General features: G+C 33.9%; 26 protein-coding genes. 23 read left to right on the top strand and 3 right to left on the bottom strand.

Features of this window, described 5'->3' with window-relative positions; genetic code table 11:
* From F6U93_RS00815 to F6U93_RS00880, 14 genes are all read left to right on the top strand, one after another.
* Positions 1-816, top strand: a complete 816-nt coding sequence (locus F6U93_RS00815; RefSeq protein ID WP_150935899.1) for a prohibitin family protein — start codon at positions 1-3, stop codon at positions 814-816.
* 320 nt (positions 817-1136) lie between these two features.
* The gene (hisG, locus tag F6U93_RS00820; protein ID WP_150935901.1) at positions 1137-1994 is read left to right on the top strand and encodes an ATP phosphoribosyltransferase; all 858 of its coding nucleotides are present in this window, start codon (positions 1137-1139) and stop codon (positions 1992-1994) included.
* Positions 1995-2111: 117 nt separating this feature from the next.
* Positions 2112-3395: a histidinol dehydrogenase gene (gene hisD, locus F6U93_RS00825; protein WP_150935903.1), complete on the top strand. Its 1284-nt coding sequence runs from the start codon at positions 2112-2114 to the stop codon at positions 3393-3395.
* Positions 3396-3427: 32 nt separating this feature from the next.
* Positions 3428-4477, top strand: coding sequence for a histidinol-phosphate transaminase (gene hisC, locus F6U93_RS00830; protein ID WP_150935905.1), 1050 nt, complete (start codon positions 3428-3430; stop codon positions 4475-4477).
* 71 nt (positions 4478-4548) lie between these two features.
* Entirely contained in the window at positions 4549-5685 is a 1137-nt protein-coding gene (hisB, locus tag F6U93_RS00835; RefSeq protein ID WP_150935907.1) for a bifunctional histidinol-phosphatase/imidazoleglycerol-phosphate dehydratase HisB, read from the top strand.
* Positions 5686-5767: 82 nt separating this feature from the next.
* The gene (gene hisH / locus F6U93_RS00840) at positions 5768-6397 is read left to right on the top strand and encodes an imidazole glycerol phosphate synthase subunit HisH (RefSeq protein WP_150936151.1); all 630 of its coding nucleotides are present in this window, start codon (positions 5768-5770) and stop codon (positions 6395-6397) included.
* A 23-nt stretch (positions 6398-6420) separates the two neighbouring features.
* A complete protein-coding gene (locus F6U93_RS00845; protein ID WP_150935910.1) occupies positions 6421-6780 on the top strand; it encodes a four helix bundle protein in 360 nt (119 codons plus the stop codon).
* 73 nt (positions 6781-6853) lie between these two features.
* Positions 6854-7588 (top strand): 1-(5-phosphoribosyl)-5-[(5-phosphoribosylamino)methylideneamino]imidazole-4-carboxamide isomerase, encoded by a 735-nt coding sequence (gene hisA / locus F6U93_RS00850; protein WP_150935912.1) that lies wholly within the window; start codon positions 6854-6856, stop codon positions 7586-7588.
* A 93-nt stretch (positions 7589-7681) separates the two neighbouring features.
* Complete coding sequence (gene hisF / locus F6U93_RS00855; protein WP_150935914.1) at positions 7682-8437, top strand: imidazole glycerol phosphate synthase subunit HisF; 756 nt, start codon at positions 7682-7684, stop codon at positions 8435-8437.
* A 49-nt stretch (positions 8438-8486) separates the two neighbouring features.
* Positions 8487-9080 (top strand): bifunctional phosphoribosyl-AMP cyclohydrolase/phosphoribosyl-ATP diphosphatase HisIE, encoded by a 594-nt coding sequence (gene hisIE / locus F6U93_RS00860; protein ID WP_150935916.1) that lies wholly within the window; start codon positions 8487-8489, stop codon positions 9078-9080.
* Between the two features lie 9 nt (positions 9081-9089).
* On the top strand, positions 9090-9866 hold the full coding sequence (locus F6U93_RS00865; RefSeq protein ID WP_150935918.1) for a tRNA pseudouridine synthase A: 777 nt from the start codon (positions 9090-9092) through the stop codon (positions 9864-9866).
* Positions 9867-10206: 340 nt separating this feature from the next.
* Positions 10207-10368, top strand: a complete 162-nt coding sequence (locus tag F6U93_RS00870; protein ID WP_150935920.1) for a DUF1328 domain-containing protein — start codon at positions 10207-10209, stop codon at positions 10366-10368.
* 112 nt (positions 10369-10480) lie between these two features.
* Positions 10481-10666, top strand: a complete 186-nt coding sequence (locus F6U93_RS00875; protein WP_150935922.1) for a hypothetical protein — start codon at positions 10481-10483, stop codon at positions 10664-10666.
* 108 nt (positions 10667-10774) lie between these two features.
* A complete protein-coding gene (locus F6U93_RS00880; RefSeq protein ID WP_150935924.1) occupies positions 10775-11455 on the top strand; it encodes a DUF2461 domain-containing protein in 681 nt (226 codons plus the stop codon).
* On the opposite strand, the gene F6U93_RS00885 is transcribed toward F6U93_RS00880, so the two are convergent.
* The gene (locus F6U93_RS00885) at positions 11452-11868 is read right to left on the bottom strand and encodes a glyoxalase (protein WP_150935926.1); all 417 of its coding nucleotides are present in this window, start codon (positions 11866-11868) and stop codon (positions 11452-11454) included. The genes F6U93_RS00880 and F6U93_RS00885 overlap by 4 nt on opposite strands.
* 237 nt (positions 11869-12105) lie before the next feature.
* On the opposite strand from F6U93_RS00885, the gene F6U93_RS00890 reads away from it, so the two are divergent.
* The 5 genes from F6U93_RS00890 (at position 12106) to leuB (ending at position 17431) form a co-directional block, all read left to right on the top strand.
* Entirely contained in the window at positions 12106-12492 is a 387-nt protein-coding gene (locus tag F6U93_RS00890) for an acyl-CoA thioesterase (protein WP_150935928.1), read from the top strand.
* A 211-nt stretch (positions 12493-12703) separates the two neighbouring features.
* Positions 12704-14098, top strand: coding sequence for a 3-isopropylmalate dehydratase large subunit (gene leuC / locus F6U93_RS00895; RefSeq protein WP_150935931.1), 1395 nt, complete (start codon positions 12704-12706; stop codon positions 14096-14098).
* An 86-nt stretch (positions 14099-14184) separates the two neighbouring features.
* On the top strand, positions 14185-14781 hold the full coding sequence (gene leuD, locus F6U93_RS00900; RefSeq protein WP_150935934.1) for a 3-isopropylmalate dehydratase small subunit: 597 nt from the start codon (positions 14185-14187) through the stop codon (positions 14779-14781).
* A gap of 3 nt (positions 14782-14784) precedes the next feature.
* Entirely contained in the window at positions 14785-16308 is a 1524-nt protein-coding gene (locus F6U93_RS00905; RefSeq protein ID WP_150935936.1) for an alpha-isopropylmalate synthase regulatory domain-containing protein, read from the top strand.
* A 64-nt stretch (positions 16309-16372) separates the two neighbouring features.
* A complete protein-coding gene (leuB, locus tag F6U93_RS00910) occupies positions 16373-17431 on the top strand; it encodes a 3-isopropylmalate dehydrogenase (RefSeq protein ID WP_150935938.1) in 1059 nt (352 codons plus the stop codon).
* A gap of 122 nt (positions 17432-17553) precedes the next feature.
* Here leuB and F6U93_RS00915 read toward each other — a convergent pair whose 3' ends face one another.
* Both F6U93_RS00915 and F6U93_RS00920 read right to left on the bottom strand, forming a co-directional pair.
* Positions 17554-18435 carry an NAD(P)-dependent oxidoreductase gene (locus F6U93_RS00915; protein WP_150935940.1) on the bottom strand — a complete coding sequence of 294 codons (882 nt, stop codon included), beginning with the start codon at positions 18433-18435 and terminating at the stop codon, positions 17554-17556.
* Positions 18436-18760: 325 nt separating this feature from the next.
* Positions 18761-21043 (bottom strand): S9 family peptidase, encoded by a 2283-nt coding sequence (locus F6U93_RS00920; RefSeq protein WP_191963428.1) that lies wholly within the window; start codon positions 21041-21043, stop codon positions 18761-18763.
* Positions 21044-21331: 288 nt separating this feature from the next.
* Between F6U93_RS00920 and F6U93_RS00925 the strand changes: the two genes are divergently transcribed.
* From F6U93_RS00925 to F6U93_RS00940, 4 genes are all read left to right on the top strand, one after another.
* Complete coding sequence (locus F6U93_RS00925; RefSeq protein ID WP_150936155.1) at positions 21332-22885, top strand: DEAD/DEAH box helicase; 1554 nt, start codon at positions 21332-21334, stop codon at positions 22883-22885.
* A 104-nt stretch (positions 22886-22989) separates the two neighbouring features.
* Entirely contained in the window at positions 22990-23442 is a 453-nt protein-coding gene (locus F6U93_RS00930; protein WP_150935942.1) for a cold-shock protein, read from the top strand.
* Positions 23443-23488: 46 nt separating this feature from the next.
* Positions 23489-24403, top strand: coding sequence for an EamA family transporter (locus F6U93_RS00935; protein WP_150935944.1), 915 nt, complete (start codon positions 23489-23491; stop codon positions 24401-24403).
* Positions 24393-25232: a DMT family transporter gene (locus F6U93_RS00940; protein ID WP_150935946.1), complete on the top strand. Its 840-nt coding sequence runs from the start codon at positions 24393-24395 to the stop codon at positions 25230-25232. The genes F6U93_RS00935 and F6U93_RS00940 overlap by 11 nt, the downstream gene beginning before the upstream one ends.
* The last annotated feature ends 118 nt before the right edge of the window (positions 25233-25350 follow it).

The following is a 25350-nucleotide window of genomic DNA, read 5'->3' on the forward strand; positions in this document are numbered from 1 at the left end:
ATGGACAAATTACCTAAAGTAGCATTACCTTTTATTATTGCAATCGTCGTACTGGTTGTAATCATCACCAAATCGGCAGTCACCATAGATTCTGGTCAGGCCGGCGTATTATACAAAACGTTTGGAGGTGGTGTTGTAACTGATGAAGCTCCTATGGGAGAAGGCTTTCATATTGTAGCGCCTTGGAACAAAGTTTATGTTTATGAAGTACGTCAGCAAGAATTAACAGAACGTATGAAAGTACTATCTTCAAACGGACTAGATATTCAATTAGAAGCAACAGCTTGGTATATGCCAGAATTTAAAGATTTAGGTAAATTACACCAAGAAAAAGGGGCTAGTTACTTAGACCGTGTTTTAAAACCAGCTATTCGTTCGGCAACTAGAAGTGTTGTTGGTCGTTATACGCCTGAGCAAATTTACTCTTCAAAAAGAGATGCAATTCAAGCTGAGATTTTTGACGAAACTAAAAAAATTGTTTCAGACCAATATGTGAATTTAGTTGAAGTACTAGTTCGTGACGTGACTTTACCAACTGCTATTAAAGATGCTATTGAACGTAAATTAGGGCAGGAGCAAGAGTCTTTAGAATATGAATTTAGATTAGTAACGGCACAAAAAGAAGCAGAAAAACAAATTATTGAAGCAGAAGGTAAAGCGAGAGCAAACACGATTTTAAGTCAGTCGTTAACCGATAAAATTCTTCAAGACAAAGGTATTGAAGCTACTATTAAGCTTTCAGAATCATCAAACAGTAAAATTATTGTTATAGGCTCAGGAGATAGCGGTATGCCAATCATCTTAGGAAATCAATAATTTTGAAAAATGTTTGAACAAAATCCTGTTTTGGTAAATGATTTTTAATATTCATTAAAGAAAAATACCAATTATATATTTTGTTAATATTTCATACAAATCTTGAAGAATTATAAAGATAATTTGTTGATATTTGTGTCAGAAAATAAAAAAGATTATGACTTTTATTCATTTACATCATCATTTCCATATTTGCACTCAAGCGAAATGAAATTGTATTGACTAAAATCAACATATATTTTAAACCCGTTTGAGACAATCAAGCGGGTTTTTATTTTTCACAACCAAAACGATTGTTTCAAACTCATAAAACCAATAAAATGAGTAAATTAAGAATTGCAGTACAAAAGTCGGGTCGATTAAATGACGATTCGATGAGAATTTTAAAAGACATCGGAATCTCTATCGATAACGGTATCGACCAATTAAAAGCTTCAGCAAGAAATTTCCCTGTAGAAGTTTTTTACCTTAGAAATGGAGACATTCCACAGTATTTAAAAGATGGTGTTGTAGATGCCGCTATTATTGGCGAAAATGTTTTAATTGAAAAAGGAAACGATATCAACGTTGTTGAAAAATTAGGTTTTTCTTCTTGTCGCGTTTGTATTGCAGTACCAAAAACCACTGAATACGGTTCTATTAAGGATTTAGAAGGTAAGCGTATTGCGACTTCTTACCCGAATACTGTTGAAATGTATTTAAAGAAAAATGGCGTAAACGCTAACCTACACATTATTAATGGTTCTGTTGAAATCGCGCCAAATATTGGATTAGCTGATGCAATTTGCGATATCGTTTCTAGTGGCAGTACTTTGTTTAAAAACAATTTAAAGGAGGTTGAAACCATTTTAACTTCGGAAGCGGTGTTAGCAGTTTCTCCGAAATTAACAGATGAAAAACAAGCGATTTTAGATACGATTCAGTTTAGAATTAAATCGGTTTTAAAAGGACGTGATTCTAAATATGTGTTATTAAACGCACCAAACGACAAAGTCCAAGAGATTATTAATGTATTACCAGGGATGAAAAGTCCAACGGTTTTACCTTTAGCTGAGGAAGGATGGAGTTCTATTCACTCGGTGATAAGTAAAAATGAATTCTGGGGTGTTATTGATGACCTTAAAGCAAAAGGAGCTCAAGGTATTTTAGTTTGTCCTATTGAAAAAATGGTGTTATAAATAGTACAATTTTTAATTCCCACGAAAGTAGGAATCTCATGATATGTTTTACAAATCATGAAGCCATTTAGTTTTAAGAGATTTTCGCTTTCGCGGAAATAGAAAAAAGGTTTTATTATGCAAATCATAAACAATCCCAATCGTGACAGTTGGAAGGAAATTTTAAAACGCCCAACACAAACGGTTAATGATATTGAGAGTATCGTCAATGAAATTTTTAAAGAAGTTTCAGAAGATAAGGAAAAGGCTGTTGAAAAATACACCTTAAAATTCGATGGGGTTTCGTTAGAATCAAATATCGTTTCTTCAGAAGAGATTCAAGAAGCCATAGCATTAGTTCCAGAAAATCTTCAGAAGGCCATAAAATTGGCAAAATCTAATATTGAAGGCTTTCACGCAGCACAAAAAACATCCAGAATTGATGTTGAAACAACTAAGGGTGTTGCTTGTTGGCAAGAAAAACGACCAATTCAAAAAGTAGGATTATACATTCCTGGAGGTACCGCACCTTTGTTTTCAACGGTATTAATGCTTGCTGTACCTGCTCAAATTGCAGGTTGTAAAGAGATTGTCTTATGTTCGCCACCAAATAAAGAAGGGAAACTAGCTCCAGAAATTTTGTTTGCAGCACAACTTTGTGGCGTCACCAAAATCATAAAAGTAGGAGGGATTCAAGCGATTGCTGGTATGACCTTTGGAACGGAATCTATTCCGCAGGTTTATAAAATATTCGGACCAGGAAATCAATTCGTAACAGTGGCTAAACAATTGGCTACGAAATTTGGAGTGGCTATCGATATGCCTGCTGGTCCAAGTGAATTGTTAGTGGTTGCCGATGATTCTGCGAATGCTTCCTATATTGCTTCCGATTTATTAAGTCAGGCCGAACATGGTACAGACAGTCAAGTGATTTTGGTATCTACTTCAAAAGATTTAATTGATGATGTTTCAAAGGAAGTTGAATCTCAGTTAGCTGTACTTCCGCGTAAAGCGATAGCAGAAAAATCTATAGCTAATTCTAAACTAATTTATATTGAAAATGACGAATTAGGATTAGAGTTGATTGATGAATACGGTCCGGAACACTTCATTATTTGTTCAAAAAACGAAGATTTATACATCAACGGCATCAGCAATGCAGGTTCTGTGTTTATTGGTGATTATACCCCTGAAAGTGCTGGAGATTATGCTTCGGGAACCAATCACACCTTACCGACAAACGGTTTTTCAAAAGCTTATTCAGGTGTAAATCTAGATAGTTTTATGAAGAGCATGACGTTTCAAAAAATCACAAAAGAAGGGATTTTGAATATTGGTGAAACGATTGAACTAATGGCTGAGGCAGAAGGTTTGCAAGCGCATAAAAACGCGGTAAGCATTCGATTAAAAGATTTAAAATAAAAAATTCCTGTGCAGACAGGAATAGAATAAACATGATTGCAGATTTTAACTTAGATAATATAACCCGCGAAACCATAAAAGCACTAAAACCCTATTCATCGGCAAGAGATGAGTTTCAGGGTAATAGTGACGATATGGTGTTTTTGGATGCTAATGAAAACCCGTATGAAAACGGCGTAAATCGTTATCCGGATCCGCAACAACGTTCAGTGAAAGCCTTGCTTTCTGAAATAAAAAATGTTGATACTAAAAATATTCTTTTAGGAAATGGTAGCGATGAAGTTTTAGATTTGATTTTCAGAGCATTTTGTGAACCAAATCAAGATAATGTCATCACTTTACCACCAACTTACGGGATGTACAGTGTTTTGGCAAATATTAATGCGATTGACATACAAGCGGTTCAGTTAGATGACAATTTTCAGCCAAAAGTGGATGCTATTTTAGAAACAGCTAATGAAAATAGTAAATTGTTGTTTTTGTGTTCGCCAAATAACCCAACGGGAAACAGTTTTGAAGCAGCATCTATTTCTAAATTAATCAATAATTTTAAAGGCATTGTAGTTATTGATGAAGCTTATATTGATTTTTCAAATGAAGAAAGTTGGGTGAGTAGATTAGCTGAATTCCCTAACTTGATTGTCACGCAAACTTTGTCAAAGGCCTATGGTATGGCTGGTATTCGTTTAGGTATTTGTTATGCTTCTGAAGCTATTATTTCAATTTTAAACCGATTGAAACCCCCATACAATGTAAATGAGTTAACACAGCAAAAAGCGATTGCTCAACTTGAGAATAAAGATTTAACGGCAAAGCAAATTGCAAGTATTTTAAAAGAACGTAGTTTGCTTGTTGATGCTTTAAAAACGGTGGATTATGTGTCGGAAATCTACTCTTCAGATGCTAATTTTATTTTAGCCAAGGTTGATGATGCTACAAAGCGCTATAATCAACTTATAGAAAAAGGTATCGTAATTCGTAACAGAACTACCCAACCGGGTTGTGAAAACACGCTTAGGTTTACCGTTGGAAGACCTGAGGAGAATAAAAAATTAATAGAGACTTTAAAGGCGCTTTCATAACCTTGTTTATTGTAAGCTAAAACATAAAGTAAGTGTTTACCGAAACGTAAACAAAAGATAAAAACAAACCAATGAAAAAAGTATTATTTATAGACCGTGATGGTACGCTTGTTCTAGAGCCACCTGTTGATTACCAATTAGATAGTTTAGAAAAACTTGAGTTTTATCCGAAGGTTTTTCAATACATGGCTAAAATTGCTAGTGAATTGGATTATGAATTGGTTATGGTAACCAATCAAGATGGTTTAGGTACAGATTCTTTTCCTGAAGATACCTTTTGGCCAGCACAGAACAAAGTACTTTCGGCTTTTGAAAAGGAAGGCGTGGTTTTTAGTGATATTCATATCGATAAAACCTTTCCGCATGAAAATGCCGAAACGCGTAAGCCAAAAACAGGTTTGTTACAAAAATACTTTTCAGAGGATTACGATTTAGAAAATTCCTATGTTTTAGGTGATCGTATCACTGATATGGAATTGGCTAAAAACTTAGGAGCTCAAGGAATTTACCTTTCAGAAAATCCTGAATTAGGAGCAGATGAAACTGAAGCTTCGCAGCAAGAAATCAACGATTGTATTGCTTTAACGAGCACAGATTGGAAAGAAATCTACGAGTTTTTAAAATTAAAAGATCGTGTTGCTGAAATCACAAGAAACACAAACGAAACGCAGATTTACATCAAACTAAATCTAGACGGTTCAGGAAAAAATGATATTGATACCGGTTTGTCCTTTTTTGATCACATGTTAGATCAAATTGGTCGTCATGGTAATATGGATTTAACTATTAAAGTTAGTGGCGATTTAGAAGTTGACGAACATCATACTATTGAAGATACTATGATTGCCCTTGGAGAATTATTCAATAAAGCCCTTGGTAACAAACTTGGAATTGAGCGTTACGGATTCTGTTTGCCTATGGACGATTGTTTAGCGCAAGTCGCTGTTGATTTTGGTGGCAGAAACTGGCTAGAATGGGATGCTGAATTTAAACGTGAAAAAATAGGTGATATGCCAACTGAAATGTTTTTCCACCTATTCAAATCATTTACTGATGGTGCTAAATGTAACCTAAATGTTAGAGCCGAAGGTGTTAATGAGCACCACAAAATTGAAGGTATCTTTAAAGCTTTTGCTAAGGCCATAAAAATGGCAGTAAAACGCGATTCAAATAAAATGTTTTTACCATCAACGAAAGGGGTGTTGTAGACCTCCTTAACCCCCAGAAAGGGGAACACTGTTGCTAAAAACAAATTATAAGAAAGTAAAAATAATGAGTAAAAATAAAGATATGAGTGAGAGTTCTTCCCCTTCGGGGAAGCTAGATGGGGCGTCATCGGTAGTCATCATAAATTACGGTGCTGGAAATATTAAAAGCATACAGTTTGCTTTTAAACGTTTGGGTGTTGATGCTATGTTGTCTAACGACCCAGAAGTCATTAAAGCGGCTGATAAAATAATTTTTCCTGGAGTAGGTGAAGCGAGTTCAGCCATGAAAATGTTGAAAACCTCTGGGTTAGATACTTTAATTCCGAATTTAAAACAACCAGTTTTAGGAATTTGTTTAGGCATGCAATTGCTTTGTAAATCTAGTGAAGAAGGTAACACTCAAGGATTAGGAGTTTTTCAAACCGAAGTAAAGCGTTTTTCAAATGATGTGAAAGTACCTCAAATGGGGTGGAACGTGATTAAAGATTTGAAATCTGATTTGTTTAAAGGCATCAAAGAAAACGAATACATGTATTTGGTGCACAGTTATTATGCCGAGCACTGTAAGGAAACCATAGCTAAAACAGATTATGGCCTCAATTACGCATCTGCTTTACAACATAATAATTTTTATGGGGTTCAATTTCACCCCGAAAAAAGTGGAATTCAAGGTCAAAAAATTTTAGAAAACTTCATAAATATTAAATTTTAAAAGTTAGATATTAGAAGGCTGTAATGAAGAACGAATTAATTCTACGAACAAAATGTTTTGCATTAGATTGTTGGTCCTTTTGTTTCAAAGTGCCTAAATCTAGAGAATATAATGCTTTTGTTAATCAGTTAATTAGAAGCTCAAGTTCTGTAGGAGCCAATTATCGTGCAGCACAACGAGCAAAATCTACAGCTGATTTTATAAACAAATTAAAAATTGTTAAAGAGGAAGTGGATGAAAGTGTTTATTGGTTAGAAATTTTTCAAGAAGTTTTACCTGAACATGAAGAAGAGGTATTAAAACTTCAAAAAGAAGGAAAGGAATTATTAGCAATAACCGTAGCTTCAATTAACACCGCAAAGCGCAACCGACAACGAAAGTAACTTTTAATATTTTATATTTAACTTCTAATATTTATTAACTAATAACCAGAAACAATTAACTAACAACCAACAGATGAGAATAATCCCAGCCATAGACATTATAGACGGAAAATGTGTTCGTTTAACCAAAGGTGATTACGATACCAAAAAAGTATATAATGAAAATCCGCTTGAAGTTGCTAAAATGTTTGAAGCTTCAGGAATTGAGAATTTACATTTAGTAGATTTAGATGGTGCTAAGGCGCAACACATTGTTAACTATAAGGTGCTTGAGCAAATTGCTTCAAAAACACGCTTAAAAATTGATTTTGGCGGTGGTTTAAAATCTGATGAAGATTTACATATTGCCTTTAATTCTGGAGCTAAACAAATTACTGGTGGTAGTATTGCGGTTAAAGACCGTGAAACTTTTGAAGGGTGGATTTCAAAATATGGCAGTGAAAAAATAATTTTAGGGGCAGATTCTAACGCCGGAAAAGTAGCTATTAGTGGCTGGCAGGAAGATAGTGAAGAAGAATTACTTCCGTTTATTAAAGGCTATCAGAAAAAAAGCATTAAATACGTGATTTGTACCGATATTTCTAAAGATGGTATGCTAGAAGGGCCGTCGTTTGATTTATATAAGCAAATTATTTCAGAATGCTCAAACAGTAGTACCGGTCAGTCTATCAAATTAATCGCTTCTGGTGGCATTTCAGAAATTGGTGAAATTCCGAAACTGAGAGATTTAGGCTGTGAAGGGGTTATTATAGGTAAAGCGATTTACGAAAATAGAATTAGCTTACATCAATTAGAAAGATACGTTTAGAAGTATTGTTGTTTCTATTTCCGCGAAAGCAAAAATCTAATTAAAGCAGATAATGATTTCCACTTCGATGGAAACTCAAAAAAAAGAGATTAAATGTTAACAAAACGAATTGTACCTTGTTTAGATATTAAAAACGGACGCACCGTAAAAGGGGTGAATTTCGTCGATTTGCGTGATGCAGGAGACCCTGTTGAATTAGCAAAACAATATGCTGAACATGGGGCTGATGAATTGGTGTTTTTAGATATTGCAGCAACTTTAGAAGGTAGAGGAACCACTCTAGATATGGTTTTACGTGTTGCCGAACAAGTCAATATTCCGTTTACAGTAGGCGGTGGTATTTCATCTGTTGAGCACGTCGATGCGCTATTACAATGTGGTGCCGATAAGGTGTCTATAAATTCTTCAGCAGTAAAAAGACCAGAATTGGTAAACGAATTATCTAATAAATTTGGAAGTCAGTGTGTAGTTGTTGCTATAGACGCGAAACAAGTTGACGGCCAATGGAGAGTGCATTTAGCAGGAGGCAGTATTCCAACTGAAATTGACCTGTTTGAATGGGCTCAAGAAGTTGAACAACGTGGTGCCGGAGAAATTTTGTTTACTTCTATGAACCACGATGGTACTAAAAACGGCTTTGCCAACGAAGCTTTAGCAAAACTATCAGAGTTATTAAACATCCCAATTATTGCTTCTGGTGGTGCTGGAAATGTTCAGCATTTTATTGATACTTTTGTTGAAGGAAAATCTGATGCCGCTTTAGCCGCTAGTGTTTTTCATTTTGGTGAAATCCCAATCCCAGAATTAAAGAAAGAATTAAAACAAAATAATATTGAGGTTCGTTTATAAATGAATCTTATATACTGAAGCTATTTCAGTACTATAAAAAAGAAGAATCATGACAATTAAATACGATGCACAAGGTTTAGTACCAGCCATTATTCAAGACGCAACAACAAGTAAAGTTTTAATGTTGGGTTATATGAATGAAGAAGCTTATAAAAAAACTGTTGACACCAAACAGGTGACTTTTTTTAGCAGAAGTAAGCAACGTTTATGGACTAAAGGCGAAGAAAGCGGAAATGTTTTAAACCTTGTAAGTATAAAAAATGATTGCGATAATGATTCCCTCCTAATACAAGTCCATCCTGCAGGGCCTACTTGTCATAAGGGTACTGGAAACTGTTGGGGTGAAGAAAATAATTCAACGTATGGTTTCTTTTCAAATCTAGAAGATGTTATTGCTGAACGTGTCGCTAATAAAGATACTAACAAATCTTATGTGGCAAGCTTATTTTCAAAAGGCATCAATAAGGTGGCTCAAAAAGTAGGCGAGGAGGCCGTTGAAACCGTGATTGAAGCTATGGATAATAACGATGAATTGTTTTTGTATGAATCGGCCGATTTGTTATTCCATTATTTGATGCTACTTCAGGCTAAAGGTTTTACGTTAAAAGATATTGAAGCGGAGCTAAAAGGTAGACATAAGTAATTTTTCGGTTTGAAAAAGTATTTCTACGTTTTTAATATTCAATATTTAGGGTACCGTTTTCACGGATGGCAAAAACAACCAGATGTGAAAACTTTACATTTGATGGTAGACAGAACCTTAAATTATATTTTAGAAGGTAAAAAGTTTAAAAGTTTAAGTTCAGGACGTACGGATGCCATGGTTTCAGCGGAATGTGCTGCTTTTGAGCTTTTTGTTCATGAGCCTATTGAAGACCAAGAGGCGTTTTTAGAATTATTCAATTACAACCTTCCTCAAGATATTCGTGCCTTAAGTATACGTGAAGTTGATGAGAAATTCAACATCATCAATAATTCCAAAATCAAGGAATATCTTTATTTGTTCACATTTGGAGAAAAATGCCATCCTTTTTGTGCGCCAATCATGACAACGATTTTGGATGATTTAGATATTGAACTCATGAAAGCCGGGGCAAAACTCTTTCAAGGGGAGCATTATGTGAAATCATATTGTTATAAACCTACTGATAACGGGATTTATAATAGAGAGATTCTAACCTGTGAAATCGTAGAAAACACCATTTATACCGCCAATTATTTTCCAAAGCAATCTTATATTTTACGAGTTCGAGGTAAGGGCTTTATGCGAAATCAAATCCGTTTAATGATGGGAACCTTAATTGATTTGGGTAAGGGCAAACTCACGTTAGAGGATATTCGAGTGAGCTTACTCCAAGATAGCACGGTTAAAATGAATTATATTGCCCCAGCTTCCGGGCTTATTTTAAATAAAATTGACTTTATTTAATTCTTCTCACATCACTTATATTTACTCAAACCATTTATCGCATGGTACAAATATATTCAGTTCTTAAAAGTGGTAATAAAGTTTTATATTAAGGCAAAATAGACCTTACAAAGATACATATTAGGTGTTTGAAAAAATAAATTAAACTTTAAACAACTGAATGCTAGTAGTTTAAATTGATTTTACAGAAGCCAAAGAGGAAATGAGTCAACATTAATATATATGAGGTAAAGTTTGTTTCTGACTGTAAGATATATTTTACTAACTTTATAAATGTAAAAAAATAGCTATTTAGTTATTTAGTATACAGTTATTTATTAACACTTAAAAATCAAAAATTATGTTACGTTGGACAATCACATTTGTTATTATTGCTTTAATAGCCGGAGTTTTAGGCTTTGGTGGAATTGCAGGAGCATCAGCAGGTATTGCTAAAATATGTTTCTACATATTTATTATATTATTTGTTATCTCTTTATTGAGAGGTATAGTGAAAAAATAAAAACGTTAATTACTTATTGTTAGCGAATAATAATGAATAAAAAAAGTTCTTTTCTGAACATAATAAGAAGAGGATCAAATATTACACATTTTAATAATCAAACTTTAAAATTATGAAAAAAACCATATTAGCACTGGCCTTATTATTTACAGTATCTACTGTATTTACAGGTTGTAGAGAAGAAAAAAGTACAGGAGAAAAAATTGAAGAAGCTGCTGAAGATACGGGAGATGCTATTGAAGATGCTGCAGATGATGTTGGCGATGCCGTAGATGACGTTGTTGACGAGGTAGATTAATCCTGCTTAACACAATATCATGTTGAATTTTCAATGTGAAAACTAATACGAAAAGCTCTGAGTTACTCAGGGCTTTTTGTATTTTAGATACTAATTAAAAATGATACCATGAGCCTAACAGTACCAAAGTCTGTTTTTACATTCTTCAATAGATTAGAAAAAAATAATAATCGAGAATGGTTTAATGAACATAAACCAGAATTTAAAGCCATTGAAAAAGAGGTGAAAGCCTTTTACCAGGCTATTTATGAAGATTTAAATATTCATGATGATATTGACAGGCTTAAAATATTTAGAATTTACCGTGATGTACGCTTTTCAAAAAACAAATTACCCTATAAAACCCATTTTGGAGGTTCTTTTCATAGAACTAAACCACGATTAAGAGGTGGTTATTACCTCCAGATTCAGCCCAATAATGAAAGCTTTATTGCTGCTGGATTTTGGGACCCCGCTAAAGAAGATTTACTAAGAATTAGAAAAGAATTTGAAATAGATGATGCTGAAATTCGTGAAATTATTGAAGATAAAAACTTTCAATCTGATTGGGGTGAACTTGTTGGTGATCAGGTTAAAACAGCACCTAAAGGCTTTAGTAAAGACCATAAATCTATTGACTTAATAAGAAAAAAGCAATTTATTTTTGTAAAAAAGTTTACAGACTCTGAAGTTTTAGCTCCTAATTTTAGAGCTGAAATTGCCCGTTCATTTAAAACCATACGCCCATATTTTGATTATATGAGCGCCGTTTTAACTACAGATTTAAATGGTGTTTCAACTATTGATTAAACCGCCTCTAGTAGCTCTGGTTTTTCAAAAAGTTGAATCTGGCTCAATAAACGTTCTTTAACCAAATTCATCATACGTTTGTTTAGTGCTGATGAATTTTCAATGTAAGTATGATATTCTTCAACTGTAAATTGGCCAATAATCATACCTTTCATTGAATTTCTAAGTTTCATATCCCTTTGAATCGCATTCTCTATGTAAGACATGCGCTTTTCTAAAGTGTAATCATGAAAAACAGATTTGTGTTTTCTAATGTAATTCTTAAAAACTTCTACAAGTAAATCATTTTGAAGCTTGATGATTGGTCTTAGAACTAAATTTTGAAAACGCTCATCGCGACTCATGTTTTCTTTAATTGTTTCGCCTAAAATCTCAGGTCGAATATTAGTCAGATTGGATTGTCTAGTGTTCATTTTTTGGAGATTTTACTTAAAAGTAGAGATTATTAGAGTTGTTGATATTAAATTAACTTTATACTTATCAACGAGTTTATTAACATTGAAGAATTCCTTACCTTTATGAACTTAAAAAAACAAGCCTCTTTTCGTCTTAATTTTTTGTGCAAAAACAGTCTTTTTTGTGACATGGGAGAAGAAGTATAAACGGGAAGAAAACTATTAAAAATAAAAATTAACACTTAATAATTATTCATGAATTTTCACACGAGAAAATGGATTAAACCTGAAGACTTAAATGCCAACGGCACCTTATTTGGAGGTCGATTATTAGATTGGATTGATGAAGAAGCGGCGCTTTATACCATCATCCAATTAGAGAACCAGAAAGTGGTTACAAAATACATTAGTGAAATCGATTTTAAAGCCTCAGCAAGGCAAGGGGACATCATTGAAATAGGTATCACACCAGTTAAATTTGGAAGCGCCTCATTAACTTTAAGTTGCGAGGTTCGAAATAAAATGACCAGAGAAACCATTATTACCATTTCTAACATTGTTATGGTGAATTTAGGGCCTGACGGAAAGGCTAAGGCTCATGGTAAAACTGAGGTAGAATACGTTAAGGATAGACTACAATAGAATTGTTTAAAAAAAACAATCAATTCTAAGTATTTGTTGAATAAAATTCAATTTATATTCTATCCACTATCAATTTTATAAAAATTAAATAACAAAGGCGCTTTAAGTTTTTAATAAATGTAATAAAACATAAATTTGTAAGCCTTTTTATAGGGTAATAAGGCTTTATACAGCTAAGCTTAAAGCAATTTTAATAGAAAATATATTATTTATGAGTAAGTCATTGTTTGACAAAGTGTGGGATTCACATGTTGTAAGAAAAATTGAAGATGGTCCAGATGTATTTTATATCGATCGTCATTTAATTCATGAAGTAACAAGTCCTGTAGCATTTGTTGGCTTAAAAAGTAGAGGTTTAAGTGTATTGTATCCTGAGCGTACATTTGCAGTTGCCGATCACAATACCCCTACAATAAACCAACATTTACCTGTTCAAGATCCGTTATCTGCTAATCAATTAAAAACATTAGAAAATAACGCTAATGAATACGGTATTAGCCACTGGGGATTAGGTCACGAAAATAATGGTATTGTTCACGTAGTAGGACCAGAAAATGGTATTACACTTCCAGGTGCTACCATTGTTTGTGGAGATTCACATACATCAACACATGGTGCTTTTGGTGCGATTGCCTTTGGTATTGGTACATCAGAAGTTGAAATGGTTTTAACCACACAATGTATCATGCAGCCTAAGCCTAAGAAAATGCGTATTAACATCAACGGAACTCTAAATAAAGGGGTTACTCCAAAAGATGTTGGTTTATATATTATTTCTCAATTAACAACTTCTGGTGCAACTGGTTATTTTGTTGAATACGCTGGTGATGTTTTTGAAAACATGTCTATGGAAGGTCGTATGACTGTTTGTAACTTATCTATTGAGATGGGTGCTCGTGGTGGTATGATTGCTCCAGATGAAAAGACATTTGAATATATTAAAGGCCGTGCCATGACGCCTAAAGGAGCTGATTGGGATACAGCCATGGAATATTGGAAGACTTTAAAATCTGACGAAGATGCTACTTTTGATAAAGAAGTAACTTATAATGCTGGAGATATCGAACCTATGATTACATATGGTACAAATCCAGGTATGGGGATGGGAATTTCAAAAAACATTCCATCTGCAGAATCAGTAGAAGGTGGTAAAGCAACTTACGACAAGTCTTTAGCTTACATGGGCTATTCTGAAAGCGAACAAATGATTGGTAAGAAAATCGACTATGTATTTATCGGTTCTTGTACTAATGGGCGTATTGAAGATTTCCGTGCATTTGCATCGATTGTAAAAGGAAGACAAAAAGCAGATAATGTAACAGCTTGGTTAGTTCCAGGATCACATGTTGTAGAAGCTAAAATTAAGGAAGAAGGTTTGTTAGATATTTTTGAAGAAGCTGGTTTCGTTTTAAGAGAACCTGGTTGTTCGGCTTGTTTAGCTATGAATGACGATAAAGTACCTGCTGGGAAATATGCAGTAAGTACGTCTAATAGAAACTTTGAAGGTCGTCAAGGTCCTGGTTCAAGAACCTTATTAGCGAGTCCTTTAGTGGCTGCCGCAGCTGCTGTGACAGGCGTTGTGACTGACCCTAGAGAACTTTTATAATTAATAATTAACGATGAATAGTTGAAAAATAAAGTAAAGGATTTAAAACTTTTCAATTTTAACTATTCACTTTTAACTTAAAAATAATGGCTTACGATAAATTTACAACACTAACAAGTACTGCAGTTCCTTTACCAATAGAGAATGTAGATACTGATCAAATTATACCAGCACGTTTTCTTAAAGCAACAACGCGTGATGGATTTGGAGATAACTTATTTCGCGATTGGAGATATAATGGTGACGATTCACCAAAACAAGATTTCGTATTAAACAACCCAATTTATAGCGGTAAAATCCTTTTAGGAGGTAAGAACTTTGGTTCTGGTTCTTCTAGAGAGCATGCAGCTTGGGCAGTTTACGATTATGGTTTCCGTTGTGTCGTTTCTAGTTTCTTCGCAGATATTTTTAAAAATAACTGTCTAAATATTGGGGTATTGCCAGTACAAATTTCTCCTGAATTTTTGAATGAGATTTTTGAAGCGGTTTATGAAGACCCTAAAACAGAATTAGTAATCGATTTGGAAGCACAAACGATCACATTACCGTCATCTGGAACTCAAGAATCATTTGACATTAACGGTTACAAAAAAGGTAACATGTTAAATGGTTTTGATGATATTGATTACTTACAAAGCATGAAAGGTGAGATAGAAACTTTCACAGAATCACGCCCTTTCTAGAGCATGAGTTTGAGAAAAATAGAAATAATGGATACGACATTACGCGATGGTGAACAAACCTCGAGTGTGTCGTTTTCTGCTTCTGAGAAGTTGACAATTGCTAAGCTTTTACTTGATGAGCTTAAGGTTGATCGTATTGAAATTGCTTCGGCTAGAGTGTCTGAAGGTGAACTTCAAGCGGTGAAAGATGTGACTAAATGGGCTTCTGAAAATAATCAATTGGAAGCTGTTGAAGTTTTAACTTTTGTAGATAAAGGCATCTCTATCAACTGGATGATTGAATCTGGTGCTAAGGTGCAAAACCTATTGACTAAAGGTTCATTAAATCATTTAACTCACCAACTTAAAAAGACTCCAAATCAGCACTTTGAGGAAATAAAAGAAAATATTTATTTAGCAGAAAAGCACAGTATTACAACCAATATTTATTTAGAAGATTGGAGTAATGGAATGCGTAATTCTAAGGCTTATGTTTTTGAATTTCTAGAGTTTTTATCTAGACAACCTGTGAAGCGCATTATGCTTCCAGATACTTTAGGTGTATTAACTCCTGAAGAATCTTTTAAATTCATTAGTGAAATAAAAGAGAAGTATCCAAACTTACATTTTGATTTTCATGCCCATAATGATTACGACCTAGGTGTTGCTAATGTTATGGCAGGAATTAATGCTGGTGCAGATGGTTTACATTTAACGGTTAATGGTATGGGCGAGCGTGCTGGAAACGCGCCAATGTCAAGTACTATTGCGGTCATTAATGATTTTATGCCTCATGTTGAAATTGGCGTGAATGAAAAAATGCTGTATACCGTAAGTAAATTGGTAGAGAATTTTTCAGGGCTAGTAATTCCTTCTAATAAGCCAATTGTTGGTGCCAATGTTTTTACACAAACTGCTGGTATTCATGCTGATGGTGACAATAAAAACAACCTATATTTCAGTGATTTAATGCCAGAACGTTTTGGTAGAACACGCCAATATGCTCTAGGAAAATCTTCCGGAAAGGCTAATATTCAAAAGAATTTACAGGAACTTGGACTTCAACTTAATGATGAAGATTTAAAGAAAGTTACTCAACGTATCATTGAGCTTGGTGATAAAAAGCAAGTGGTTACGAAAGAAGATTTACCATATATTATTTCTGATGTTTTAGACAGAACTTATGAAGAAAAGGTAAAGGTTAACACCTACGTGCTAACGCACTCAAAAGGATTAAAGCCAACGACATCTGTATCAATTACGATTGAAGGGGAGACTTTTGAGGAGAATGCTCAAGGCGATGGGCAATTTGACGCTTTTATGAATGCTATTAAAAGTATTTTTAAAAGTAAAAAGCTGATTTTACTACCTGACCTCATTGATTATGCTGTAAGAATACCACCAGGAAGTCGTTCAGATGCTTTATGTGAAACTATTATCACTTGGAAAAGCGCTGAAAAAGAATTCAAAACCCGTGGGTTAGATTCAGATCAAACCGTTTCTGCAATTATTGCCACAGAAAAAATGCTGAATATTATAACGAATTAATAGTACAGCTCATTCTGATCAAAAAACTATAAAGAATAAAAAAACAGACTAAAATTAATATACTATGAAATTTAAAATAGCACTATTAGCCGGAGATGGCATAGGACCAGAAGTTATAGATCAAGCCGTTAAGGTAAGTGATGCTGTTGCTAAGAAATTCGGACATGAAATCACATGGAAACCTGCATTAACAGGGGCTGCAGCAATTGATGCTGTTGGAGAACCTTATCCAGATGAAACCCATGATATTTGTACAGCTTCTGACGCCGTTTTATTTGGAGCTATCGGACACCCAAAGTATGACAATGATCCTTCTGCGCCTGTAAGACCAGAACAAGGTTTACTTAAAATGCGTAAAAAATTAGGTTTATTTGCTAACGTACGTCCAACATTTACTTTCCCGTCATTATTAGATAAATCACCTTTAAAGCAAGAGCGTATTGAAGGAACAGATTTAGTGTTCTTAAGAGAATTAACTGGTGGTATCTACTTTGGAGAAAAGGGTAGAAGAGATGGCGGAGAAACCGCTTATGATAACTGTGTTTACACCAGAGAAGAAGTTCAACGTTTAGCTAAAAAAGGTTTTGAATTAGCGATGACACGTTCTAAAAAATTATGTTGTGTTGATAAAGCCAACGTATTAGAAACGTCTAGACTATGGAGAGAAACGGTTCAAGCAATGGAAAAAGATTATCCAGAAGTTGAAGTAAGTTACGAGTTTGTTGATGCGGTAGCGATGCGTTTGGTACAATGGCCAAATAGCTATGACGTTTTAATTACTGAAAACCTTTTTGGAGATATTCTAACTGATGAGGCTTCTGTAATTTCAGGATCTATGGGATTAATGCCATCAGCATCTATGGGATCTGATATCGCTTTATTTGAGCCAATTCACGGTTCTTACCCACAAGCTACAGGGTTGAATATTGCTAACCCAATGGCAACAGTATTATCTGCTGCTATGATGTTTGAAACTGCTTTTAACTTACCAGAAGAAGGTAAAGCCATTAGAGAAGCTGTAAACAAAGCTTTAGCTGAAGGATTTGTAACTGAAGATTTAGCTGATGGTGGAAAATCATACGGAACAAAAGAAGTAGGTGATTATTTAGCTGCTAATATCTAGTAGAAAGAAATACTTCTATATAAAATTAAAAAAGCCTAAATAACTAAGTTATTCAGGCTTTTTTATGATTTAGATTTTAAACTTTACGGCCTAAAATCTAATACAAACATTATTTGTTTGTTTTATTTCTTAAGATTCACGAAATAATCGAAAATTTCAGGAACATTTCCATTACCCATATCAGCGTTAACTGCAGCTGTAAGGTTACCTGAAGTTGCTTTAGCAATATCAGAAACAGAACCTAAATCATCAACCATCTGTACGAAATAACCTAAATCTTTATTAGCATTTGCTATAGAGAACCCTAAGTCACTTACATTATCAACCGCATAGTTTTTACAGAATTGCATAAAAGGAGAATTAGAAGGACCTGCAGACATGATATCAAATAACTGTTGCCCATCTACACCAGCCAATTTAGCTGCAGCAAAAGCTTGAGACATCGCTACAACTGTAGTCATTCCCATAAAGTTATTGATTAATTTTGTTGTATGTCCAGCACCTAGAGCACCTAAATGGAATACATTTTCACCTTGTTCATCAAGAACTGGTTTTACTTTTTCAAAAGTTTCTTTATCACCAGCCGCCATGATGTTTAATAAACCATCTTTGGCATGAGCAGGAGTTCGTCCTAGAGGGGCATCAATCATTCCAGCACCTTTTTTGGCAAGGTCTTCACCAATTTTACGCGTAGAAGCAGGGATTGATGTTCCGAAATCTATTAAAACAGCACCTTCTTTAATTCCTTCAAGGATACCATTTTCACCATAAACAATTTTTTCAACAACAGCCGAAGTTGTCAAACAAAACATAATAATGTCACTTTTTTCAGCCAATTCTTTTGGTGAAGCGGCTTCAGTTGCATTACCACGTGCGATTACCTTTTCAACAACGTCCTTATTTAGGTCCATCACGATCAATTCGTAACCTCTATTTTGAAGGTTTTCAACCATATTAGCCCCCATAAGGCCGAGTCCGATAAATCCAATAGTGGGTTTTTTCATTTTGTTCTTTGTTTTAATTAATTACATTTAGTTGCAAAGATAAGCATCTAAGGATATTAATAAAATTATTTCAGACTTCTATATTTAATTTTTGTAATAATTAAATTTTTTAGAATTCCCATTTAATTACCTGATTTTTAATAATTAAAAAACTAATTTTTAAATCATTTTATAGCATCACAACCAAGAAATCAATTTAGCACTTATGCACTATTGAATTTACAATAATGACAGTAATTTGTTTAAAGAGACATGAAGTATGGTAACAGAAAAGCCTTCTGCAATAAATTATGCAGAAGGCTTATATTTAAAATAAACTAGTAATTTAATTATTTAAATGTTTGGCATAAAAACCTAACATAGCTTCATAAAGATCTAGTCTATTCACTTCTTTATGAAAACCATGACCTTCATCATACTTCACCATATAAGGAACATCAACACCTTTTGCTCTTAAAGCTTTAACGATCTGGTCAGATTCATCAATATTAACTCGTGGATCATTTGCACCTTGAACCACGAAAAGTGGTTTTTTAATTTTATCAATTTGATACGCTGGCGACACTTCTTCCATAATTTTTCTTTCGGTAGCGACATCTTCATCATACCAAATCTCTTTTAATATTTTTAAATAAGGTTTCCAATACGCTGGAATGGTTTGCATGAATGTAAATAAATTAGAAACTCCTACGTAATCCACTCCACAAGCATATAAATCAGGTGTTTTGGTTAAGCCTCTTAAAACCGCGTAACCACCATGACTTCCGCCGTAAATAGCTGCATTATCTTTATCTACCCAACCTTTATCAATAACGTATTGTAAGCCGTCTTCAACATCATCCATCGCCTTTCTTCCTATTTGTTTGAAGCCTGACTCTAAAAAGGTTTTTCCATAACCTCCTGAAATTCTAAAGTTCACTTGTAATGTTGCATAGCCACGACTTGCAAAAAGTTGCGCTTCTGGGTTGAACCCCCAAGAATCCCTTACACCTTGTGGGCCACCATGTGGGTTTACAATGACAGGTACTTGCTTACCATCTATGGCTGCTTGAGGTAGCGTGATATAGCCATGTATATCTAAGCCGTCACGACTTTTGAATGAAATAGGACGCATTTCCGCCATATCTTCTTCTTTAAGGTTCGGCATTAAGTTATAAAGTAACTTAAACTCATCTTTATTAGCATCGTATGCATAATATGTTCCGTATAATTTATCACTTTGAAGAAATATCAAATATTTATCTTCTTCATCTGTAACTCCAGAAATAGAGTAGTTGTAATCAGGGAATTTTTTAGTGATTTTTTTATGAAGTTTTTTATAGTAGTGACTTATAGGTATAATTTCCTGCTTTTCACCTTCAAAAGCATAATAGTCTAATTCATAACCTCTTTTTCTTGATAATCTTAACCCAGAAACATCAAAATCTTTATTAGAAAATAGCTTTTTTATAACCTTGTCTTCCTTCAAATCATACAAGTATATCTCCGATTTATCGCTTTCTAGGTTAGAAATAACATAAGCATCATGAGGGTTGTCACTTGCATAATTAAATGAAGCAATGCTAAAACTATCTTTCCAATTCAATTGCTTTATTATCTCATAGTTTTCTCCGTCTGTTGTGTAATACATATCAACATTTACACCGTCACGCAGTCTTGTAAATCCTCTTAAGTTACCATCTTTATCAAACTCGTAGCCATCGATTGGATTAGCGGCATCATCATTTTTATATAGCTGAACTAATTCACCGGTTACAATGTTAATCTTGTAAGGCTCGAAAATTTGCGGATTATTTTGGTTCATCGAGATAATCATATGTTCCTTATCTTCTTTTAAACCATTGATAATATTTACTTTAACACCGTCAAAGGGCGTTAGTTCAACATCATTAGTGCCATCTAAATTAACTGCAAACAAATGGTAGTTCTCGTTACCACCTTTATCCATGATATAAACCAAACGGTTGTCGTTTGCCCATCCAAAACCACGAATAAGTTCATCTTCTTCTTTAATGACTTGAGTTACCTTGTCGTTTTCAAGATTTTTCACGTAAACATGATTTTTAGTATCATCGTCCTTTTCTTTATAAGCTAAATAGGCTCCATTTGGTGAAAATGCAAAGGAGCTGGCTTTAGGCTTGGCAAAGTAATCTTTAACAGCATATTTAAAATTACCTTTACTGTTGTCTTTTAGCTTGGCTAAATCAGCTTCCGAAGACGGTAAACTCGTATCACCAGGTAAGGTTTTTATAGTCTTTGTCAAAACCAATGCCTTTTCATCGCCAGCCTGATACAAAGTTCCTTCAATAGTTTTACCTTTTAAAGTCCCAACATATTTTAAATTAACTTGCTTTAATTTAATGGTTAAAACTTGGTCTACAAAAGTAACTTCATCCATAGGAATACCCATAGCACCCTGAACCGGGCTATCCATAGTACAGCTTAAACCATTGTCTTCTTTTTTGATGTTAAATAATAAGGGGATTTCTGTTTTTTGAAGCATTATGTTGCCTTTCCAAGCTCCGGAAATGTCTTGGGCGTCTGTTTGTGTTATCATACTTAAAAATAAGAATAAAGCACTGCTTAATTTAAAGATTGTTGTTTTCATTTGAAGGAGTAAAGTTAAAAATTCTATTACAAGTTAATTAAATATTCAGAAATGATTAGAAGGTAAAAGTGACTTTTTGTTACAAAATATTCAAGGAAATAATCAAAATTCATCAAAAAACATAAATATATTACTTTTTTTGATAACATTTTTTGTTTTATAATACCAATTAACGACCTAATACTCTTTGTCTTAGTATATTCAGATGAATTACGAGATAATTTACACCCAATCATGCATGATAAACGCTTTAAAGATGTTATTTTTGCACGTCATAAAATTTTTAGCATGTCGGCAACAAAAGCGGAATTAGAAGAAAGAAAAGAAGGAAAAGATCTATATAGTTATCAAAAGGGGGCTATAGATAAGATTTTTCAAGCCTTTGAAGAATCTCGAGAAGACTATCATTTACTGTATCAATTGCCAACAGGAGGAGGTAAAACGGTTATCTTTTCTGAAATTGTTAGACAATATTTAAAACACCATAAGAAAAAAGTATTGGTGATGACGCACCGTATTGAGTTGTGTCGTCAAACTTCTAAAGTTTTAACCGAATTTGGTGTACACAATAAAGTGGTAGATAGTAAGGCTGATTTAAGTGATCAGGCTGACTTTAGTTGCTTTGTTGCTATGGTTGAAACCTTAAACAACCGTTTAAATGACGATAAACTTGATATTTCTGATATTGGTTTAGTGATTATAGATGAAGCACACTATAATTCCTTTACAAAACTATTTAAATTCTTTAGTCAGTCGTTTATTTTAGGAGTTACTGCAACACCTTTAAGTTCAAGTATTGAACTGCCTATGACCGACAATTATGATGAATTAATTGTAGGTGAAAGTATCGAATCTTTAATAGAAAATGGTTTCTTAGCCCGTGCTGAAATGTACACTTATAATGTAGGTTTAACCTCGTTAGTTGTTGGTGCCAATGGTGATTACACCGTGAAATCTTCGGAAGACTTATATACCGATAACGATATGCTTTCGAAGCTTTTACAAGCCTACGAAGAGCGTGCCAAGGGGAAGAAAACATTAATTTTCAACAACGGTATTAATACATCGCTTCATGTTTATGATACTTTTAGAAGAGCAGGTTATCCAATTGCACATTTAGATAACACCAATAGTAAAAAAGAGCGTGCCATGATCTTGAAATGGTTTAAAAACACGCCTGATGCTATTTTAACTTCGGTAAGTATTTTAACGACAGGTTTTGATGAACCAACCGTAGATGCTATTATATTAAATAGGGCCACAAAATCCTTAACGCTTTATTACCAAATGATTGGTCGTGGTTCTCGTATCTTAAAAAACAAAAAATCATTTTCGGTTATTGACCTAGGAAATAACTTCCATAGATTTGGACCTTGGGGTGAAGATTTAGATTGGCAACGTATTTTTAAATCGCCAACCTATTATTTAGATTCTATTTTAAGTGACGAAGATTTAGAAAGTAATTTCAGATATGAAATGCCTGATGAACTACGTGCTGAATTTGGAAAATCTAAAGATGTTTATTTCGATATTCAGAAAACCTATGTAGACTCGATAAGAAATGGAGAATCTTCAAAAGTGGTTTTAGAACGATCAATAGAACAACACGCTAAAATTTGTATTGAAAATAGTGAAGACGTTTATGACGCCTTAGGATTAGCTAAAATGCTAGGTGACGATATTGATTTCAGAATTCAACGTTACACAAAGTGTATTAGCAAGAGTACATATAACTTTGTTGACTGGTTAAAAGGGGATTACCGAAAGAAATTAAATTCGTACTTGCGTTCTAATTTTGATGAAGTTTTTGAAGATATTCATGGATATCCGCCAGAAGATTAGGCTTTAAATTAAAAATTATAACACATAATAATTGTCGCTTACTTAAAATAAGGTTTATCTTTGCATTATTATTAACTCATAAAATCTGCACGATTAGATAAACTATGGCAAAATCGCAAGTTACCTTTAACAAAATTGAAAAAGAAAAGAAACGTTTAAAGAAACGTGAAGAAAAGCAAAAAAAGAAAGAAGCTCGTAAAGCTGAAGCTAAAGAAAACCCACAAGGTATTCAATTTGCTTACGTTGATTTTAACGGAAACCTTACAGACACCCCACCAGATCCTGCAATGCGCGAAAAGGTTGAAGCTGAATCTATTGAATTAGGAATCCCTAAGAAAGAAGACAGAGAAGAAGAAGAGCCAGCAGCAAAGGAAGGAAAAGTGTCTTTCTTTGATCATTCTAAAGGTTTTGGTTTTATCATTGACAGTATTAATCAAGAGAAGTATTTTGTTCACGTTAGTGGAACATTAGAACCTATTGAAGAAAATGATAAAGTGACCTATGAACTAGAACGTGGTCAAAAAGGTATGAACGCTGTTCAAGTTAAAAAGATTTAACTTAACAAAAGCGTTATTTTAAAATACAAGTACCCCCTAACATTATATGAATGTATCGCGTAAAACGATTCTAATCATTTTAGCATTTTTTGCCATTTATGTTATTTGGGGCTCTACTTATCTGCTTAACAAAATATCTGTAACCTATTTGCCTCCATTTTTTTTGGCATCACTAAGATTTGTTACGGCTAGTATTTTAATATTCACTATAGCCAAAATTTCAAAAATTAGCTTAAAAATTAGTTTGCCGCAATTAAAAAATGCGGCTATAGCTGGTTTTTTGTTTTTAACCTTCGGAAATGGCGTTGTTGTTTGGGCATTAAAATATGTTGATAGTGGTTTTGCTGCTTTAGAAATATCAGCCCAGCCTTTGGTAGTTCTTATATTACTCAGAATTCTTCAAGGTAAACGTATTTCTCTAATGTCGTATTTAGGTGTTTTCCTTGGTTTTATAGGCATCTTTCTACTTGTTGGTCAAAAAGAAATACTAAGTCAGGAGGGGCAAATCACAGGAATGATAACCATTTTTGCCTGTATGGTAAGTTGGTCTTATGCTAGTATTTTTGTTGGCAAAGCCGATTTACCAAAAAATCATTTTGTAAATACAGGGTACCAAATGCTTTGTGGCGGATTGTGCTTAGGATTTATAAGCCTCGTTTTAGACGAACCTTGGTCAGTACCAATGACATGGCCAAAAAACGTACAATGGGCTATGTTGGGCTTGATTTTATTTGGTAGTCTCATTGCATTTACCGCCTTTAATTATCTCTTAAAAACAGTTTCACCAGAAAAAGTAGCCACCTCGACTTATGTCAACCCAATTATCGCCTTAATTTTAGGCTGGTGGATTTTAGACGAACATATTTCATTACAATCTATATGTGCTGCGATTATTCTTTTAACCGGGGTATATTTTATTAATTCTAAAAGAAAATTTAAACCTAGACTTCATGGACGTTAAAAAAGCACTACAATTTATGCTTATTAGTACAATAGCATTTACATGTATGAATGGCATTGTCAAATATTTGGCACATTTTGATGCTTTTGAAATCGTGTTTTTCCGATCTATTAGTTCGTTATTTTTTACTTTCGGGTTTCTTTTAAAAAATAAAATTCCTATTCTAGGAAATAAAAAGAAGCTGTTAGTTTTACGTGCTTTGGTAGGTATGACTTCTATGGCTTTATTCTTTATGTCAACCAAATACCTTCCTATTGGTACAGCGGTATCACTACGTTATATGGCACCTATTTTCGCGGGAATTTTTGCTGTTTTATTATTGAAAGAAAAAGTTAAGCCCATACAATGGTTGTTTTTTCTGGCCGCATTTATAGGGGTTATTATTTTAAAAGGTTTTGATGCAACTTTAGATACTTACGGACTTATACTAATCTTTATCTCGGCGCTGTTTAGCGGTATGGTTTATGTCATAATAAGTAAAATTGGAAAAGCTGATCACCCGGTGGTTGTGGTAAACTACTTTATGGTAATATCCACCATAATAGGAGGGGTAATAGCCTCATTTAATTGGACCACACCTGTTGGGATGGACTGGTTTCTACTGCTTTCTCTAGGTGTTTTTGGTTATTTTGGGCAGGTTTATATGACCAAAGCTTTTCAAATAGCGGCAACCAATCAAGTGGCACCTCTTAAGTATTTAGAGGTGATTTTTACCGTACTATTTGGAGCCTTTATTTTTGGTGAAGTGTATACACTTTTGAGTCTTCTCGGTATCGCGATGATTATTGGTGCTTTAGTATTAAATGCCTTGTATAAAGGGAATAAGTGATTTTTTAGCATCATTCCTCTGAGTTAAATAAACTTATCCATGGAAGTTATTATTCCATGGATAAGTTTAATACTATTTCTATAGACTTTATAAATAGTTTACTCTTCAAATTACTGTA

The sequence above is a fragment of the Pseudotamlana haliotis genome (assembly GCF_008806375.1).
GTDB classification, from domain to species: domain Bacteria; phylum Bacteroidota; class Bacteroidia; order Flavobacteriales; family Flavobacteriaceae; genus Pseudotamlana; species Pseudotamlana haliotis.